This is a genomic window from Jatrophihabitans sp., assembly GCF_036000465.1.
Lineage (GTDB): Bacteria > Actinomycetota > Actinomycetes > Mycobacteriales > Jatrophihabitantaceae > Jatrophihabitans.
This window is the reverse complement of the sequence record NZ_DASYFV010000016.1, coordinates 74297-91824: the sequence shown is the minus strand read 5'-3', so window position 1 is coordinate 91824 and position 17528 is coordinate 74297. Positions and strand designations below refer to the sequence as shown.

The window sequence follows — 17528 nt, the reverse complement described above, 5'->3', positions numbered from 1 at the left end:
TGCGCCACACTGGAGCGGTGATGGCGCTCCGCGTGGCTCTCGCGCAGGTCAACTGCACCGTCGGCGATCTCGCCGGCAACTCCGACATCGTGCTCGCGCGCACGGCCGAGGCGGCCGCGGCGGGCGCGCACCTCGTCACCTTCCCCGAGATGATGCTGACCGGCTACCCGGTCGAGGACCTCGTGCTGCGCCCGACCTTCCGGGCCGCCTCCCGGGACGCGCTCGAGAAGCTGGCCGGGGCGCTCGCCGAGGCCGGGCTGGGCGAGATCGCGGTCGTCGTCGGCTACATCGACGACGACGGCCTCCCCCGCGACGCCTCGGCCTTCCTGCTCGGCGGCCGGGTCGTGGCCCGGGCGTTCAAGCACCACCTGCCCAACTACGGCGTGTTCGACGAGCGGCGCTACTTCGCGCCGGGCACCTCGCTCGCGGTCGTGCGGCACCTGGGCGTCGACATCGCGCTGACCGTCTGCGAGGACGTCTGGCAGGAGGGCGGCCCGTTCACAGTGGCCGGCGTCGCCGGGGTGGGTCTCGTCGTCAACATCAACGCCTCCCCCTACGAGCGCAACAAGGACGACGTCCGGCTGCGGCTGCTGCAGCGCCGGGCGGCCGAGGCCGGGGCGCCGATCGCGTACGTCAACACCGTGGGTGGGCAGGACGAGCTCGTCTTCGACGGCGACTCGATGGTGATCGCGCCCGACGGCACGCAGGTGATGCGCGCGCCGCAGTTCGTCGAGGGCGTCTTCACCGTCGACGTGCCGGTGCAGCCCGCCGCAGCCGCACCGGTCGAGGTGACGGGCGAGGAGCTGACGGTGGCCCGGGTGGCGACCGCCGCGGCGCCGCTGCCCCTGACCGCGGCCGGACCCGGCGCGGTGGCGCCCCGACTGCGCGACGAGGCCGAGGTCTGGTCGGCGTTGGTCACCGGGCTGCGCGACTACGTGCGGAAGAACGGCTTCCGCACGGTCGTCCTCGGCATGTCCGGCGGCATCGACTCGGCCGTCGTCGCGGCGATCGCGGCCGAGGCCATCGGCGGCGCGAACGTGTACGGCGTCTCGATGCCCAGCGCGTACTCGAGCGACCACTCCCGCTCCGACGCGTCCGACCTGGCCCGCCGGCTCGGCGCGACCCTCCACGAGGTGCCGATCGGTCGCATCGTCGACGAGTTCGTCACCGACCTGTCCCTGACCGGCGTGGCCGAGGAGAACGTGCAGGCGCGCGTGCGCGGCACGCTGCTGATGGCACTGTCGAACAGCGACGGCCACCTCGTCCTCGCCACCGGCAACAAGAGCGAGCTCGCCGTCGGCTACACGACGATCTACGACGCCGGGTCGATCGGTGGTTTCTCGCCGCTGAAGGACGTGCCGAAGACGCTGGTCTGGGCCCTCGCGCGCTGGCGCAACGAGGCGGCCGCGGCGGCGGGTGAGACGCTGCCCATACCGCCGAACTCCATCACCAAGCCGCCGTCGGCCGAGCTGCGTCCGGGCCAGCTCGACAGCGACTCGCTGCCCGACTACGAGCTGCTCGACGCCGTGCTCGCCCGCTACGTCGACGGCGACCGCGGCGTAGCTCAGATCATCGCCGACGGCTTCGACCCGGAGCTCGTACAGCGCGTGGCCCGCCTCGTCGACGCCGCGGAGTGGAAGCGGCGCCAGTACCCGCCGGGGACGAAGATCAGCTTCAAGGCGTTCGGGCGCGACCGGCGCCTGCCGATCACCAACCGCTGGCGCGAAACGGGATAATCGCACCGGCGTAACGATTGCGCCAGGTGACACCTGTCTCAGCGCCATTACGAGACATACGCGGCAGTAGCTTGCACCATTGTGTCGTCCGCATGACAAGCCCGGGGACCGGCGCGGCCGGCCTCGAGGAAGAAGTGAGGCACTGCGATGACCGAGGCAACCCCATCCCTGTACGGGGGCGTCACCTCCCGCCGGATCACCATCCGCGACCTCCAGCTGGCCAAGGACCGCGGCGAGCGCTGGCCGATGCTGACCGCCTACGACTACTCCACCGCCCGCGTCTTCGACGAGGCCGGCATCCCGGTGCTGCTCGTCGGTGACTCCGCGGCCAATGTCGTCTACGGCTACGACACCACCGTGCCGGTGACCATCGACGAACTGCTGCCGCTCGTGCGCGGCGTCGTCCGCGGCACGTCGCGCTCGCTCGTCGTCGCCGACCTGCCGTTCGGCAGCTACCAGGCCTCGCCGCAGCAGGCGCTGGAGAGCGCGGCCCGGTTCATGAAGGAAGGCGGCGCGCAGGCCGTCAAGCTCGAGGGCGGCACCCGCATCGCCCCGCAGGTCGAGGCCCTCGTCTCGGCCGGCATCCCGGTGATGGCGCACGTCGGCCTCACCCCGCAGTCGGTGAACGCGTTCGGCGGCTACCGGGTGCAGGGTCGCGGCGACGAGGGCGCGCACCGGCTGCTCCAGGACGCCAAGGCCATGCAGGCCGCCGGCGCGTTCGCGGTCGTGCTCGAGGTCGTGCCGTCCGAGGTCGCCGCGCAGGTGACCCGCGCGCTGCACATCCCCACCGTCGGCATCGGCGCCGGCCCCTCGTGCGACGCCCAGGTGCTCGTCTGGCAGGACATGGCCGGGTTGCGCACCGGCAAGCCGGCCAAGTTCGTCAAGGAGTTCGCCGATGTCGGCGCCGTGCTCCGTGACGCCGCCGGCCGCTTCGCCGACGAGGTCCGCGGCGGCCACTACCCGGCCGCGGAGCACGAGTACCACTGACCCGTCTTGTCCGCTCGTGTGGCTGTGATCCGAGCCGGATTCACAACCACACGGGCGGACACGCGTGTTGGCCAGGCGCGCTCGAAGTGGACGTCGCGCTGCTCGACGTCCGCGGTGACGAGGCGGACCCGGATGCGTTCGCCGACGGGCAGGTCGGGGCCGGTGCAGCGGGCGCGCACCGCGGGCTCGTCGAGCACGACGGTGCCGGCCCGCTCGTCGGCGTCGATGACGACGGCGTCGAACCGCTCGCCGACGCGATCACGCAGTAGCCACGCCTCGGTGGCGTCGACGACGGCACGGTCGGCGAGGTGCGCGCGGTGGTCGGCCTGCTGCATCTGCGCGGGTAGCGCGGGCACGGCGCGACGGACCCAGTCGGGGATCGCGGTGCCGGCGTGCAGCGCGAGGCAGATCTCGCTGCCATAGCGGTCGACGAGGCGTCGCAGCGGAGCGGTCACGTGCGCGTAGGGCGCGCCGATGCCGCTGTGCCGGGCCTGGGCCGGGGGTGCGCCGTCGAAGGGGGTGTAGCCCGAACCGCGCAGCAGCGCGACGGCGTGCTCGATGAAGGCGACGTGGCGCGGGTCGGCGCGATCGACCGAGTCGAGCACGTCACCGGGCGCGGCCCCCTCGGGCCAGTCGATGCCGAGCGCGCCTGCCGCGCGGTGCAACGCCTGCACGGCGCCGGGGTCGGGAGGAGGCACGGTGCGCAGCAGGCCGAAGCCGCCCCTGAGCATGATCGAGGCGGCGCACATGCCGGTCAGCAGCGAGATCTCGGCGTTGTACCGCTCCACCGGCAACGGCGAGCGCAGCGTGAGCGTCCAGCCGCCGGGGCCGTCCGGCTCGACCGACTGCTCGGGGAGATCGAGGTCGATGGCGTGCCGGGCGCGGGCGAGCGCCAGCCGGCGGGTGCCGACGTCGACCAGCGCCTCGACCGACGCGGGTGGGGTGCCGGCGTCGAACGACCGCTGCACGCCGGCGTAGTCGAGTTGCGCGGTGCTCCGCACGCGGGCGCGACCGACGTCGACGGCGGCGACCTCACCTGTCGCGTCCAGCGTGATGCGCCACAGCACGGCCGGGCGGATCTGTCCCGGCAGCAGGCTCGCCGCCGCCTCGCTGAGCCCCGGCGGGTGCAGCGGCACGCGGACGTCGGGGAAGTACAGGGTCTCGCCCCGGCGGTGCGTCTCGGCGTCGAGCGCGGAACCGGGGACGACGAACGAGGCGACGTCGGCGATGGCGTAGCTGACGACGAAGCCGTCGCCGTCGCGCGCGATGTGCAGCGCCTGGTCGAGGTCACGCGAGCCGGCCGGGTCGATCGTCACGAAGGGGATGTCGGTGGCGTCCGGATCGGGCAGCCGGACGCTCGCCGCGGCGTGCTCGGCATCGGCCAGCACCGCCGAATCGAAATCGCCGGGCACCTCCAGCTCCGACCGCAGGGCGGCGAAGTCCAGAGGTGCACCGGCGATCCGATGCGTCATGTTCGACGTACGAGGTCGATCACGGTGAAGCGATCAGCCGGTGCTCTTCTTGGCCGGCGCCTTGCGCGCGGTCGCCTTCTTGGCCGGGGCCTTCTTGGCCGGGGCCTTCTTCGCCACGGTCTTCCTGGCCGCGGCCTTCTTGACCGGAGCCTTGCGCGCGACCGTCTTCTTCGCGGCCGTCGTCTTCTTCGCTGCGGCCTTCTTGGCCGGAGCCTTGCGCGCGACCGTCTTCTTCGCGGCCGTCGTCTTCTTGGCGGCGGCCTTCTTGGCCGGAGCCTTCTTCGCGACGGTCTTCTTCGCTGCGGTGGCCTTCTTGGCCACGGTCTTCTTCGCCGCGGTCACCTTCTTGGCCACGGTCTTCTTCGCCGCCGTCGTCTTCTTCGCAACGGTCTTCTTCGCCGCGGTGGTCTTCCTGGCGGCGGCCTTCTTGGCGGGGGCCCTCTTGGCTGCAGCCTTCTTGGCCGGAGCCTTCTTCGCTGCGGCCTTCTTGGCCGGAGCCTTCTTCGCAGGTGCGGTCATGCGGTCTGCCTCCTAGGCAAAAGTCGATGGAATGCTCCAACGCTTCGTCAAAGTTGACGGTGACCATGCCTCTGCGTCAACACACCACGCCGTTTGTTTTCGGCGCGCTATCAGGCCTCGACGGGTGTCGTCGTCGATGACATCGACGAAGATCACCCGCATTCCCTTACGCGGCAGGCGATTCAGCGCCACATCGAGCAGCCGGCGTCAGAGTCCGACATGATGAGTGTGACGAATCTTTTTTGCGCATCGTGACCTACATGCAATCCATACCTTTGGGTATGTAGTGCTCGACGTTGACGCGCGACGTGGTTCGCAACAGTATCGGCGCAGCAGCAAGTGCCGTGACGACACTTTCGAGGAGCTCATCCGATGACACCCACCACCATGACGTTCACGTCGGAGGACGACCTCGACATCACGGCGTACGAGTGGACGCCGAACGGCGCCGTGCGCGGCATCGTGCAACTGACCCACGGCATGGGCGAGCACGCGTTGCGCTACGAACCGCTCGCGACCGAACTCACCGCCCGTGGCTTCGCCGTCGTCGCGCAGGACCATCGCGGTCATGGTGCGACCGCGGGTTCGGTCGAGCAGCACGGTCACCTCGGCCGGGCCGGATGGCCCGGCCTCGTACGCGACATCGGCCGGCTCGGCGAGCGCGCCCGAGCGGACTTCCCCGACGTGCCCCTCGTGCTGCTCGGGCACAGCATGGGTTCCTTCGCCGCGCAGCAGTACGCCCTCGACCACAGCACCGACATCGACGCCCTCGCGCTGACCGGCACGGCCGTCCTCGACCTGCTCGAGCCGCAACTGAAGCTCGATCAGCCGCTCGACCTGGCGATGTTCAACTCGCCGTTCACGCCGGCCCGAACCGACTACGACTGGCTCTCGCGCGACGAGGCCCAGGTCGACCTCTACGTCGCCGACCCCGCGTGCGGTTTCGGGCTCGATCAGGAGGGGACGGTGCAGATGTTCGAGTGCGCCCGACCGCTGGCCGACCCGGCGCGCGTCGCGGCGATGCGCGGCGACCTGCCGGTGTGGATCGCGGCGGGCGAGCACGACCCGGTGCACGGTCAGCTCACGCTGCTCAGCCCGCTCATCCAGCGGTACACCGCGCAGCTGTCCGACGTCACGGTGCACATCTATCCGGGCGCCCGCCACGAGGTCTTCAACGAGACCAATCGCGACGAGGTCGTCACCGATCTGATCACCTGGCTCGACCGCGTCGTCCCGCCGACGAGCTAGCGCGCGGTCAGCAGCTCGCGCGCGACGATCTCGACGCACGCCACCGCGTCGCGCGTCGCGCGGTCGACTCCGAATCGGTCGACGAGGGACACGACCGGGAAGTCGACCGCGATGCCGGGCGCGAGGTCACCGACGATCGCGACGACGTCGGTGCCCGCGGCCCGGGCCAAGGCCACCACTCCCCCGACGACCTTGCCCGCGAACGACTCGGCGTCGAGTCGCCCCTCGCCGGTGACCACCAGGTCGGCGGAGGCGACGGCCGCCGGCAGACCCGACTCGGCGGCAGCCAGTTCGAAGCCCGGCCGCAGCTGCGCCCCGACCGCGGCCAGCCCACCGGCCAGACCGCCGGCGGCACCGCCGCCGGGTACGGCACCGACATCGACGCCGAAGCGAGCCAGCAACGCCGCCCGCGCGTCGCGCAGCCGCCGGGCCAGCGCGGCGACCTGGTCGGGGTCGGCGCCCTTCTGCGGTCCGAAGACGCGGGCGGCGTCCTCGTAACGGGTGTCGACGTCGCAGCAGACCGTGATGGTGACGCGACGATCGCGCAGCGCATCGAGCACGGAGTCCGACAGCGCTGCGACCGCCCCGAGGCCGCCGTCGGTGCAGGCACTGCCGCCGACCCCGAGGACGATGCGGGTCGCGCCGGCGCGAATCGCCGCCTCGACGAGCTCACCCGTCCCGCGCGAGGTGGCCGCCACGGGATCGTTGCCGGCTGCCCCGCCGGCGAGCACCAGGCCCGAGGCCAGCGCGCTCTCGATCACCGCCCGCTCGCCGTCGAGACGCCACGGGGCCGCGACCGTCTCACCGAGCGGGCCGGTCACACCGGTCTGCTGGTTCGGGCCGCCGAAGACCTCGAGCAGGCCGTCCCCGCCGTCGGACACCACGATCGCGTCCGCGTCCAGTCCCGCGGCGCGGGCCGCACGCGCGACCGCCGCCCCGAGCTCGGTCGAGGTGGCGGTGCCCTTGAACTTGTCCAGCGCGGCGAGGACCGACATCGGTGCCAGTCTGCCGGACGCGAGTGGGCCCGGCCGCGCGGTGTGACCCCCTCGGTCACACCGCGTCGGCCGGGCCCGAACCCGCAACACCCTGCTGCCCGGAACCCCCGAACCGGTCCAGCTCAGTCCATTGTCGGTCTTCCGCGGACGGATGCGAGGGCCCAAAGCCCCCGCGCCGCCGGGAGTTCGTCCCGCGCCACCGACCGGGCAGCACCCGGGGCCGTTGTGCCCTACTGGCGGGTCCACCCGTTGTCGACACTGTCGGTAGGGCGGAGGTAACACCGACATGACACAGATCGAGGTGAGCGCGCTGGATCCGGTCGACCGTTCCGGCCGCGCCGAACCCGGCGAGCTCTTCGAGGGCGCGCCCGACGCCCTCGTCGGCGTCGGCGACGACGGCCGGATCCATCTGCTCAACGCGCAGGCGTCGCGCCTGTTCGGTTGGCAACCGCAGGAGCTCATCGGTCGGCCGATCGAGTGGCTCGTCCCCTCCGACGTCGTCAAGGACCACGCCACGTTGCGAGCCGCGTACACCGCCGACCCGGCGATCCGGCCCATGGGCGCCGGCAAGTTCCTGCTCGGCCGGCGCAAGGACGGCTCGACGTTCACCGCCGAGATCAGCCTGAGCCCGGTGCGCGACGCCGCGGGTGAGCCGCTCGTGCTGGCCGCGGTGCGCGACGTGACCGAGCGGGTCGAGCAGGAGCACGAGCAGGAGCGGCGGGCCCTCGAGACCCAGCGGCTCGAGAGCCTCGGCCACCTCGCCGGCGGTGTCGCCCACGACTTCAACAACCTGCTCGGCGTGATCCTCAACTACGCGACGCTCATCGCGCGCCGGGTCGAGGACCCGGTCGTCGTCGCCGACCTCGGCGAGATCCGGGCCGCGGCCGAGCGCGGGGCCGCCCTGACCAAGCAGCTGCTCGCGTTCGCGCGGCGCGATGTCGCCCACCCCGAGCCGCTGGACGTCAACGCCATCGCTCGCGGCGTAGCCTCGATGCTGCTGCGCACGCTGGGCGAGCACATCAGCTTCCATCTCGAGGTCGGCGACCAGCCGGTGATCGGCGTCTGCGACCGCACGAAGCTCGAGCAGATCCTGATGAACCTCGCCATCAACGCGCGCGATGCGATGGAAGGCGGGGGCGTGCTGACGGTCGCGGTGAAGTCCGGCGCGATGCCGGGTGCAGCCGGCCAGCGCGCGGCCCAGATCAGCGTCCGCGACACCGGCGAGGGCATGGCCCCCGAGGTCGTGGCCCACGCGTTCGAGCCCTTCTTCACCACCAAGGAACGCGGTCGCGGCACCGGGCTCGGCCTCGCCATGGTCTACGGCATCGTCAACCAGCACCACGGCCAGGTCACCATCGACTCCGCCCCCGGCCGCGGTACCCAGGTCGACGTGTGGCTGCCGGCGGCCGGCAGCGCCGTCCCTGCCCCCGAGCCGGAACCGGACCGGCCGCCCGGCGGCACCGAGCGCGTCCTGGTCGTCGAGGACAAGGACGCGTTGCGCCGCGGCACCGCCCGCCTGCTGACCGAGTGCGGCTACGACGTCCTGATGGCCTGCGACGGTGTCGAGGCGCTGGAGGTCATCGAGCGCGAGGGCGACACGATCGACGTCGTGCTCACCGATGTCGTGATGCCCCGCATGCGCGGCGACGAGCTGGCCGACCGGCTGCGGGCCCGACCCCAGCGCATCCCCGTCATCTTCATGACCGGCTACGACTCGAAGTCCGGGCCGCTCGACGGCCGGGTCCTCGCCAAACCGGTGGCCGAGGACGAGATGCTGCACGCGATTCGGGAGGCACTCGATGTCTGACACCGACCAAGGCCCGGAGACGATCAGCGTGCTGCTGGTGGACGACCACCAGATGTTCGCCCAGAGCCTGGCCCGCCTGCTGGGCGACGAGCCCGACATCGAGGTGCTCGGCATCGTGTCCGAGGCCGCCGACGCCGTCGCCAACGTCGCCAAGCACGCGCCCCGCGTGGTGCTCGTGGACTACCAGATGCCCGGCCGCGACGGTGTGGCCATCGCCGGTGACATCAAGGCCGCTCACCCCGACACGATGGTCGTGATGCTGACCGGCTCGGCCGACGACCGCATCCTGCTGGCCGCCATCGAGGTCGGCTGCTCGGGCTTCCTGACCAAGGACCGCGCGGCCGATGAGGTGGCGTCGGCGGTGCGGGCCGCGGCCGCCGGCGAGGCGCTGGTGTCGCCCGCGCTGCTCGCCCGGCTGCTGCCCCGGCTCAACCGCAACTACCACGAGATCGGCTCGGACCTCACCGACCGCGAGCGCGAGATCCTCGGCCTGCTCGCGCGGGGCTGGGCCAACCCGGTCATCGCCAAGCACCTGCACCTCAGCGTGAACACGATCCGTAACTACGTGCAGTCGATCCTGACCAAGCTGGGCGCGCACTCGAAGCTGGAGGCGGTCGCCACCGGCGTGCGCGAGCGCATCATCGACTACCCGGTCGACGACTGATTCCCGACAGCACCCGAGCCGGGTCAGCGCACCACCAGGTCGCTCTCGGCCAGCGCGACGGTGAGCAGCACGACCAGTCGGGTGAGCAGCGCGTCGTTGACCGGCTGCACGCCACCCTCGGCCTCCCCCTCGATCACGAGGGCGACCCGATCGGGATACGGGCGCACGAGCAGCCGACCGGTGAAGTCGGTGAAGACGTCGGCGCCGGCCTGCGGCTGCCAGTCCAGCGCGGCGGCCCAGCCGCCGTCCTCGGCGTCGACGACCTCGCCGAGCGAGTACGCGACGTCCCCGGCGGCGCCGTCGCCGATCGAGCGGCGGGCCAGCAGGAGGAAGGGTCGCAGCCAGCCGGGCCGCCGATGGCCGAGCAGGCCCGTCACCTCGGCGGCGGCGGCGTCGACGCGAACCTCGATCTCGTGGATGGTCACCCGGTCACTCTGTCGATCGCCGCGGCGGCGGAGAAGATCACCCGGAATCCCGCTGCCGCGGTGCAAATGCGCCATCACCGGGCCAGGGTGGTGCAGATGCACCGGGCCCGGCGGCACACCCGTCCGGTGGATCATCGACGGCGGATGCACCTGGTACCGGCTCCCAGCGCGGACGAGGGTTGACGACGTGGTTCCCGCGACCACGACCGCAATCGAGGAGCCTGCGATGAGCACCCTGACCGACCCCGCGAACGTCGCGACCGCCGCGCGCCGCCTGTACGACGCCGAGACCGCGCTGCACGCCGCCCGCCAGTCCGGGGTGGACGCCTGGATCGGCGCCGCCTACGACCAGCTGCACACCGCGCTGCTCGCCTACGACACCGCGACGCGCACCACCGGCCGCGGCCCGCGCATCCCGCACGCCGCCTGAACCGGGCAGGCCGTCCGACCCGCCCCGATCCGCCCGCACGACCGGGCCGGCCGGGCCTGACCAGCCCCATTGCCCCTTGGTCGACACCGCGCGAGCGGCCACACTGACCCGGTGCCCGCGCGTCCCGAACCTCCCGGTGTCGCGCCCGTCGCGCCGGCCGCCGGGCTCACCGAGCACCAGGCCGCCGAACGCCTCGCCGAACACGGCCGCAACGATCTCGACGGCGGCCGCCACCACCCGCTGCGCGACGCGGTGGTCCACCAGCTCACCGACACCGTCGTCGTCGTCCTCCTGCTCGCGGCCGTCCTCACCGCGGCGGTCGGCGATGCCACCGACACCGCGGTCATTCTCGCCGTCATCGTCCTGAACACCGCGCTCGGCGTGGGCCAGGAGCTGCGCTCGGGCCGCGCCCTTGCCGCCCTCGCCGCCATGACCGCCCCGCACGCGACCGTGGTGCGCGCCGGTGTGGCGCGCGACGTCGACGCGGCCGAGGTCGTGCCCGACGACCTGCTGCGAGTGGCCGCCGGGGACATCGTGGCCGCCGACGCGGTCGTCGGGTCGGCCGAGGCGCTGCAGGCCGACGAATCGATGCTCACCGGCGAGTCCGTGCCGGTGTCGAAGCGATCGGGCGACCCGGTGTTCGCCGGCACCGTCGTCGTGCGCGGCCACGCCGATGCGACCGTGACCGCGACCGGCCGCCGCACCCGCATGGGCGGCATCGCCCACACGCTCGGCGAGGCCGGTGTCGTGGCCACCCCGATCCAGCGCCAGCTCGCCGTGCTGGGCCGCCGGCTCGCCGTCGCCGTCGCGGTCGCGGCCGTCGTCGTCGGCGGCCTCGATCTGCTCAACGGCCGCAGCCTGGAGGCGAGCGTCGTGCTCGCCATCAGCCTGGCCGTGGCCGCGATCCCCGAGTCACTGCCCGCGGTGGTGTCGCTGGCCCTGGCGATGGCCGCGCACCGGATGAGCGGGCGGGGCGTGCTGGTCCGGCGGATGGCCGCGGTCGAGGCGATCGGCTCGATCACCGTGCTCGCCTCGGACAAGACCGGCACGCTGACCGAGGGCCGCATGTCCGTCGCCGAGGTGTGGACGCCGGACGGCACCGCCGACGCCCGCCGCCGGCTGCTGCACGCGGGCGTGCTGTGCAACGACGCGTGCCTCGGTGCCGACACCGCGCCCGCCCCGAGGGACGACCCGATCGAGGTGGCGCTCGTCGAGGCCGCGACCCGCGACGGCATCGACGTGCCGGCCCTGCGGGCGGCGTGGATCCGCGTCGCCGAGGAGCCGTTCGACGCCGCGCTCGCCCGCATGACGACGTCGCACCGTGCCCCGGACCGGTCGCTCGTCGAGATCCGCAAGGGCTCGCCCGAGGCGCTGCTGCCCGACCTGCCCGGGGCGGCGGCAGCCGCCGATGCGGCCCAGGCCTTCGCCCGGGACGGCTACCGCGTGCTCGCCGTGACGACGTCGGCGGGCGACGGCCGGCACATCGCCGGGCTGGTCGCGTTCCGTGATCCGGCCCGTTCCGACGCCGGCGCGTTCGTCAATGCGTTCCGCACCGCCGGGGTGCGTCCGATCATGATCACCGGCGACCACCAGGACACCGCTCGCGCCATCGCCGGGGCCGTGCACATCGAACCCGATGACGTGTTCGCCCGGGTACATCCGGAGGAGAAGCTCGCCATCGTGACCGGCCTGCAGGGGCAGGGCGAGATCGTGGCCATGACCGGCGACGGCGTCAACGACGCCCCCGCACTGCACGGCTCCGACGTCGGGGTGTCGATGGGCGCGCGGGCGACCGAGGTGGCCCGGCAGGCGGCCGACATCGTGCTCACGACCGACGACCTGTCCGCGCTGATCCCGGCCATCGGCGAGGGGCGGCGCGCGTTCGACAACCTGCGCCGTTACCTGCACTACGCGCTCGGCGGCGGCCTCGCCGAGGTGCTGATCATGGTGATCGGCCCGCTGCTCGGCTTCGCGGTGCCGCTGCAGGCGGGCCAGATCCTCTGGGTCAACCTGCTCACGCACGGGCTGCCCGGCGTGGCCATCGGCAACGAGCCCGCGGCCGACGACGTGCTGCGCCGCCCGCCGCGCCCCCCGCGCGAGCCGCTGCTCGACCGCAGCACGGCCCGCCGCGTCGCGGTCCTCGGCGCCGTCATCGCGGCCTCCTGCCTCGCCGTCGGCGAGTGGGGCCGCTACACCGACCGGCCGGCCCAGAGCCTGGTGTTCGTGACCCTCACGTTCGCGCAGCTCGCGGCGGCATTGCTGCTGCGCCCGCGCGGCACGGCGGTGCGGGCGAACCCGATGCTGCCGGCCGCAGTAGCGTTGAACGTGATGCTCGTGATCCTGGCCGTCGCCTGGTCGCCGCTGCGCGAACTGCTGCACACGGCGCCGCTGACCCTCACCGAATTCGCGGTGGCGCTGCTCGCGGCCGGGCCGGCGGCGGCGGCGGCATTCGCCCAGGCCCGGAGCCCGCGGGCATGATCGGTGTCGACTGGGACACCGTCCGCCTGTTCCTGCACGTGCTCGCCGCGACGATCTGGGTCGGTGGACAGCTCGTCCTCGCCGCGCTCGTGCCGACGCTCCGCCCGCTCGGGCCCGATGCCCCGAAGGCGGCGGCCCGGCGCTTCAACCGGGTGGCCTGGCCCGCCTTCGGCGTGCTGATCGTGACCGGCGTCTGGAACATCGCGGCCGAGCACGCCAAGGTGCACGGCCGCTACGAGATCACCCTGATGGTCAAGCTGCTTGTCGTTGCTGTCTCGGGCGTGACGGCGGCATTGCACATCCGGGCCCACAGCCCGCGGGCCCTCGCCGTGTTCGGGGCGCTCACCGGCCTCAGCGCGCTGACCGCGCTGTTCCTGGGGGTCGTGCTCGCCGGCTGAGCCCCGGTGTCAGTGCTGCTGTCCGACCAACACGACCGGACGGCTGACCCGCGCCAGGACGCCGACCGGCACCGCCCCGAGCCGCGAGTTCCACCGGTCCTCGGAGTGGTGGCAGCCGAGCACCACGAGATCGGCGCGGGCGGCCTGCGCGAGCACCGCCGCCACCGGATCGGTCGCCGCCGCGACGGTCTCGACGGCCACCTCGGGATGGGTGCGGTCGACCTCGGCCCGGGCGGCGTCCAGCAATGGGCCGGCGTCGGAGCCTTCGGCCTGGCTCGACGTCAGCGTCGAGCGCACCAGCACCAGCGTCGCGCCCTCGCGGGCGGCCCGGTCGGCGGCGAAGGCGAGGGCCTTGCGCCCGGCCACGGTGTCGGCCACGCCGACCACGATGCGGCGCGACGGCACGGTCGAGGTCGCGATGCTGGCGTGCGGCACGACGACGACCGGGCAGTGGACGTGGACCGCCACCCGGTGCGCCACCGACCCGAGGGCCGACTCCCCGAAACCGACCGGGCCGCGCGAACCGAGCACGACCAGGCTCGCGGTGCGGCTCGCCTCGATGAGCGCCTGGGCGGCCGAGAGGTCCGACACGACCGAGGAGATCGGCACGTCGCCGGCCACCTGCTCGGCGACCGAGCGGTGCACGTCGAGCACGGCCTGGGCCACGTCGTGCAGCGGATCGTCCGACGTCGTTGCCTCCGGCGTGAGCGCGAGATCGGCGCGGTCGGGAGCGTGCATCAGGACGAGATCGGCCGAGCGCGCCCGGCACTCGCCGATCGCCCAGGCGACGGCGTCCAGCGAGCCGGGAGTGGTGTCGACGCCGACCGTGACGGTTGCGGAGGTCATACCCGGAGACGATGCCGCCGCGCGGCCCGCGGCCGTAGGGCAGAAGTGCCCGGGTCGCGCGGGTCGTGGGGCGTCAGTCGCGGCGGACCTCGGCCCCGAACACAGCGGCCTGCGTGCGGCGTTCCATGCCGAGCTTGCCCAGCAGGCTCGACACGTAGTTCTTGACCGTCTTCTCGGCCAGGAACATCTTCTCGCCGATCTGGCGGTTCGTCAGGCCGTCGGCGATGAGGTCGAGCACCTCGCGCTCGCGGTGGGTCAGGGCGGCGAGCCGGGTATCGGACGGCGTGCCCTCGCGCACCCGCTCCATCACCTGCGCGATGACCGACGGGTCGATCAGTGAGCGGCCGAGCGCCACCTGGCGGATCGCGTCGACGAGGCCGGAGGTGCGCACCTCCTTGAGCACGTAGCCGGAGGCACCGGCGAGCACGGACGACAGCACGGCGTCCTGGTCGTCGTAGGAGGTGAGGATCAGGCAGTACGTCGCCGGCAGCGCCGAGCGGATCTCGCGGCAGACATCGATGCCGCTGCCGTCGGGCAGCCGCGCGTCGAGCACGGCGACGTCGGGCTTGGAGGCCATCACCCGGCTGAGGGCCTGCTCGGCCGTGCCGGCCTCACCGACGATCTCGAAGTCGGGGACGGTGCCGAGCAGCTCGGCGATCCCCCGTCGCACGACCTCGTGGTCGTCGAGCAGGAAGATGCGGATCGTGCGATCGGACTCGGGTGCATCAGTCATGACTGATCGGTACCTTCCATTTCACGATGGTGCCGCGGGTCGCCCCGGGCCCAATCTCGAACGACCCCTGTCGCTGCTCCGCCCTGGCGCGGAGGTTGCCGGTGCCGCTACAGCGGGTGACGTCGCCCAGACCGACGCCGTCGTCGGTGACCGTCACGGTCAGTTGGGTCGCGGTCGCCGACACGTCGATGGTCGCGCTGCTCGCGTGGGCGTGCTTGGCGATGTTGGTGACGGCCTCGCGGACGGTGGCGACGACATCGTCGACGAGGTCGGCGGACACCCCGATGTCGAGCAGCCCCGAGAACGAGACGTGCGGCGGGTAGCCGAGCGCGGGGGTGAGATCGGTGGCGACCTCCAGGATGCGTTGGCGCAGGCCGCCGGCGACGAGATCGAGCGGGCCGCGCAGCGCGAAGATGCTGGTGCGGATGCGACGGATCGTGCGGTCGATGTCCTCGACGCGCTGCTGGATGCGCTGGGCCGCCGCCGCGGCGTCGGAGCCGAGCAGGGCGGCCGCGCTCTCCAGGCTGAGCCCGATCGCGAAAAGCTCCTGGATCACGTGGTCGTGCAGGTCGCGCGCGATGCGCTCGCGGTCCTCGAGCAGGACGACCTTCTGCTCGGCGGCGCGGGAGTCGGCGAGCTCGAGGGCGACGCTGGCGTGGCTGGCGAAGCCGGCCGCCATCGCGAGGTCGCTGGCGCTGAACGGGGGGCGTCCCCGCTCGCGCACCAGGCTGAGCACGCCGCGCACGGTGTCCTCGCTCTGCAGCGGCAGCACCATCAGCGGGCCGGCGTCGAGGACGCTCGAGGCGTGGGAGTGGCGGTCGACGTCGTCGCCGGCCCGCAGCACCAGGCCGCGCCGCTCCTCGACCGCGCGGCCCGCGAGGGTCTCGGTGAGCCGGAAGCGCTGGCCGACGAGATCCTGCGCGTTGACGCCGTAGGCCACCTCGATGAGCAGCGACTCGCCGTCCGGGGTCAGCAACCCCACGCTGACGACGTCGGCGTCGGCGATGTCGATGGCGCGCCGCGCGATCATGCGCAGCGGATCCTCGCCGGCCGCGGCGAGCAGCTGGCTGCCGATCTCGACCGAGGCGGTCAGCCAGCGCTGCTGCAGGCGTGACTCCTGGTAGAGGCGGGCGTTGCTGATCGCCGTGCCGGCGGCGAGCGCCAGGGCGATGACCAGCTCCTCGTCCTCGGCGGTGAACTCGCCCTTCTCGCTGTCGGTCAGGTACAGGTTGCCGAACACCTCGTCGCGGACGTGGATCGGGACGCCGAGGAAGGAGTCCATCGGCGGGTGGTGCGGCGGGAACCCGGTCGAGCGCTCGTCGTCGACCATGTGCTTGAGCCGGATCGGGCGCGGATCGCTGATGAGCGCTCCGAGCAGCCCCTTGCCCTGCGGCAGGCCGCCGATCTCCGCGACCGCTCCGTCGTCCATGCCGACGTGGATGAACTGATCCAGCCCGCCGTCATGGGCGATGACCCCGAGCGCGCCGTAGCGGGCCCCGGACAGCTCGCAGGCCGACTCGACGACGTTGCGCAGCACGACCTCGAGGGACAGATCGCCGGTGACCGTCTCGATGGCGCGCAGCAGCGCGCGCAGGCGCCCCTGGGCCCGCTGCACGCCCCGGGCCCGATCGACGAGTTGGTCGATCAGATCGTCGAGTTCGAGCTTCGGGACGTCGGGGAATCGTAGAGATGATCCGGCCTCGCCCTCCATGGCCGAAACTGTAGGCGTTTCGAGCCAGAAGCGGTCAGACCTCTTCGACGAGAACATCGACGAGTCGCCGGCGGCGTGACCCCGGCGTCATCGGTGCCCGCCCGACTCGCAGCAGGATGTGCGGGTATCCGCCCATTCCGAGCTCCTGGCGTAGCCGGGCGCGGGCGGAGGGCACCTCGGTGACCTGGGTGAGCGGGCTGGCGGCGTAACCGTGCCGGGTGATCTCGAGCAGGATCCGCTCGAGGGCCTCGCCCGCGCGCAGCCAGTCGGCCGGGCTGTCGCCGTCGGTGCACAGGATCAGCAGGGTCTGCTGGCGCGAGGAGTGGGTGCGCACCGGCAGACCACCGGTGCCACGGGTGTCGAAGTCGCGGATCGGCACCTCGTCCTCGGAGCCGCCGTCGACGTGCGGGACCGCTAGCCCCGGCACGCCGTCGAGCCGGCCCGGGTCGTCGGTGGTCCAGGCCCGGAGCTCGGCGCGGTAGGCCGGGTTGAGGTTCTCGATCGAATCGGCGTGCTGGCTGAGCTGGGCCACCGTGAGCCGCTGCTGCTCGTCGCGGACCACGAACAGCGAGCTCGCCTCCTGCTGGGCGGCGTCCTCGAGGACCTCCAGCAGCGACGCCGGTACGGCGTCGTCGGCGAACTGGCGGCGGTTCGTCTGCCGCAGCTCCAGGACCGAGTCCAGCGCCGCGAGCGCCGGGTCGGGCTGCCGGTCGGCGACGGGGCGCAGGCGGGCGAGCAGCTCGGGGCGCGCGCTGTCCGGGTAGCGGACGACGTCGGACGCCAGGCCGTCGCCGGCCAGCGACACCCGCGCGTTGAACAGGGCGCAGCCGCAGCTGATCACCAGCTGCCGCGACGTGGGGTCCAGGACCTTCAGCTGCCGTGTCGGGTCGGCGAAGATGCTCAGTTCGCCGCTCTTCAGGTGCAGCCGCCAGGGCTGGGTGTTGTGGACGGACGGGGCCGCTGTCGCCCGCACTGCTGCGCGCCGGAGCAGGATCGTCTGCCGACCGGACAGTAGTGAAGTCATGGTGTCTTCCGTTCTAGAGGCCCCCGCAGACCCCAGAGTGCGGCTTCTGCGGGAC

At 72.7% G+C, this 17528-nt stretch carries 16 protein-coding genes; 8 read left to right on the top strand and 8 right to left on the bottom strand.

The features are described 5' to 3' along the window. Positions 1-17 precede the first annotated feature (17 nt). Together VGN18_RS06305 and panB are read left to right on the top strand one after the other, a co-directional pair. A complete protein-coding gene (locus VGN18_RS06305; RefSeq protein WP_349259845.1) occupies positions 18-1736 on the top strand; it encodes an NAD+ synthase in 1719 nt (572 codons plus the stop codon). A gap of 147 nt (positions 1737-1883) precedes the next feature. Beyond that, complete coding sequence (gene panB / locus VGN18_RS06300; protein ID WP_327538804.1) at positions 1884-2723, top strand: 3-methyl-2-oxobutanoate hydroxymethyltransferase; 840 nt, start codon at positions 1884-1886, stop codon at positions 2721-2723. Here the strand turns inward: panB and VGN18_RS06295 are convergent. Together VGN18_RS06295 and VGN18_RS06290 are read right to left on the bottom strand one after the other, a co-directional pair. Continuing rightward, on the bottom strand, positions 2693-4195 hold the full coding sequence (locus tag VGN18_RS06295; protein ID WP_327538803.1) for an RNB domain-containing ribonuclease: 1503 nt from the start codon (positions 4193-4195) through the stop codon (positions 2693-2695). The genes panB and VGN18_RS06295 overlap by 31 nt on opposite strands. A gap of 33 nt (positions 4196-4228) precedes the next feature. Then, a complete protein-coding gene (locus VGN18_RS06290) occupies positions 4229-4714 on the bottom strand; it encodes a histone H1-like repetitive region-containing protein (RefSeq protein WP_327538802.1) in 486 nt (161 codons plus the stop codon). Between the two features lie 372 nt (positions 4715-5086). Here VGN18_RS06290 and VGN18_RS06285 point away from each other — a divergent pair, with 372 nt between their 5' ends. After that, complete coding sequence (locus tag VGN18_RS06285; protein ID WP_327538801.1) at positions 5087-5962, top strand: alpha/beta hydrolase; 876 nt, start codon at positions 5087-5089, stop codon at positions 5960-5962. Here the strand turns inward: VGN18_RS06285 and VGN18_RS06280 are convergent. Next, positions 5959-6957: a glycerate kinase gene (locus tag VGN18_RS06280; RefSeq protein WP_327538800.1), complete on the bottom strand. Its 999-nt coding sequence runs from the start codon at positions 6955-6957 to the stop codon at positions 5959-5961. The two genes, VGN18_RS06285 and VGN18_RS06280, sit on opposite strands and share 4 nt — an antisense overlap. Positions 6958-7243: 286 nt before the next feature. Between VGN18_RS06280 and VGN18_RS06275 the strand changes: the two genes are divergently transcribed. Beyond that, positions 7244-8764: a hybrid sensor histidine kinase/response regulator gene (locus tag VGN18_RS06275; protein WP_327538799.1), complete on the top strand. Its 1521-nt coding sequence runs from the start codon at positions 7244-7246 to the stop codon at positions 8762-8764. Further along, on the top strand, positions 8757-9428 hold the full coding sequence (locus VGN18_RS06270; RefSeq protein ID WP_327538798.1) for a response regulator transcription factor: 672 nt from the start codon (positions 8757-8759) through the stop codon (positions 9426-9428). The genes VGN18_RS06275 and VGN18_RS06270 overlap by 8 nt, the downstream gene beginning before the upstream one ends. Before the next feature lie 23 nt (positions 9429-9451). Here VGN18_RS06270 and VGN18_RS06265 read toward each other — a convergent pair whose 3' ends face one another. Beyond that, the gene (locus VGN18_RS06265) at positions 9452-9853 is read right to left on the bottom strand and encodes a hypothetical protein (RefSeq protein ID WP_327538797.1); all 402 of its coding nucleotides are present in this window, start codon (positions 9851-9853) and stop codon (positions 9452-9454) included. A 226-nt stretch (positions 9854-10079) separates the two neighbouring features. On the opposite strand from VGN18_RS06265, the gene VGN18_RS06260 reads away from it, so the two are divergent. From VGN18_RS06260 to VGN18_RS06250, 3 genes are all read left to right on the top strand, one after another. Further along, the gene (locus tag VGN18_RS06260; RefSeq protein ID WP_327538796.1) at positions 10080-10283 is read left to right on the top strand and encodes a hypothetical protein; all 204 of its coding nucleotides are present in this window, start codon (positions 10080-10082) and stop codon (positions 10281-10283) included. A gap of 111 nt (positions 10284-10394) precedes the next feature. Beyond that, positions 10395-12761 (top strand): cation-transporting P-type ATPase, encoded by a 2367-nt coding sequence (locus VGN18_RS06255; protein ID WP_327538795.1) that lies wholly within the window; start codon positions 10395-10397, stop codon positions 12759-12761. Further along, positions 12758-13159 (top strand): hypothetical protein, encoded by a 402-nt coding sequence (locus tag VGN18_RS06250; RefSeq protein ID WP_327538794.1) that lies wholly within the window; start codon positions 12758-12760, stop codon positions 13157-13159. Before VGN18_RS06255 ends, VGN18_RS06250 begins: the two co-directional genes overlap by 4 nt. A 9-nt stretch (positions 13160-13168) precedes the next feature. On the opposite strand, the gene VGN18_RS06245 is transcribed toward VGN18_RS06250, so the two are convergent. From VGN18_RS06245 to VGN18_RS06230, 4 genes are all read right to left on the bottom strand, one after another. Then, entirely contained in the window at positions 13169-14005 is an 837-nt protein-coding gene (locus tag VGN18_RS06245; protein ID WP_327538793.1) for a universal stress protein, read from the bottom strand. 73 nt (positions 14006-14078) lie between these two features. After that, complete coding sequence (locus tag VGN18_RS06240) at positions 14079-14738, bottom strand: response regulator transcription factor (protein WP_327538792.1); 660 nt, start codon at positions 14736-14738, stop codon at positions 14079-14081. Beyond that, positions 14731-16449: a GAF domain-containing sensor histidine kinase gene (locus VGN18_RS06235; RefSeq protein WP_327538791.1), complete on the bottom strand. Its 1719-nt coding sequence runs from the start codon at positions 16447-16449 to the stop codon at positions 14731-14733. Before VGN18_RS06235 ends, VGN18_RS06240 begins: the two co-directional genes overlap by 8 nt. A 34-nt stretch (positions 16450-16483) precedes the next feature. Then, positions 16484-17473 carry an Acg family FMN-binding oxidoreductase gene (locus VGN18_RS06230; RefSeq protein WP_327538790.1) on the bottom strand — a complete coding sequence of 330 codons (990 nt, stop codon included), beginning with the start codon at positions 17471-17473 and terminating at the stop codon, positions 16484-16486. Between the last annotated feature and the right edge of the window lie 55 nt (positions 17474-17528).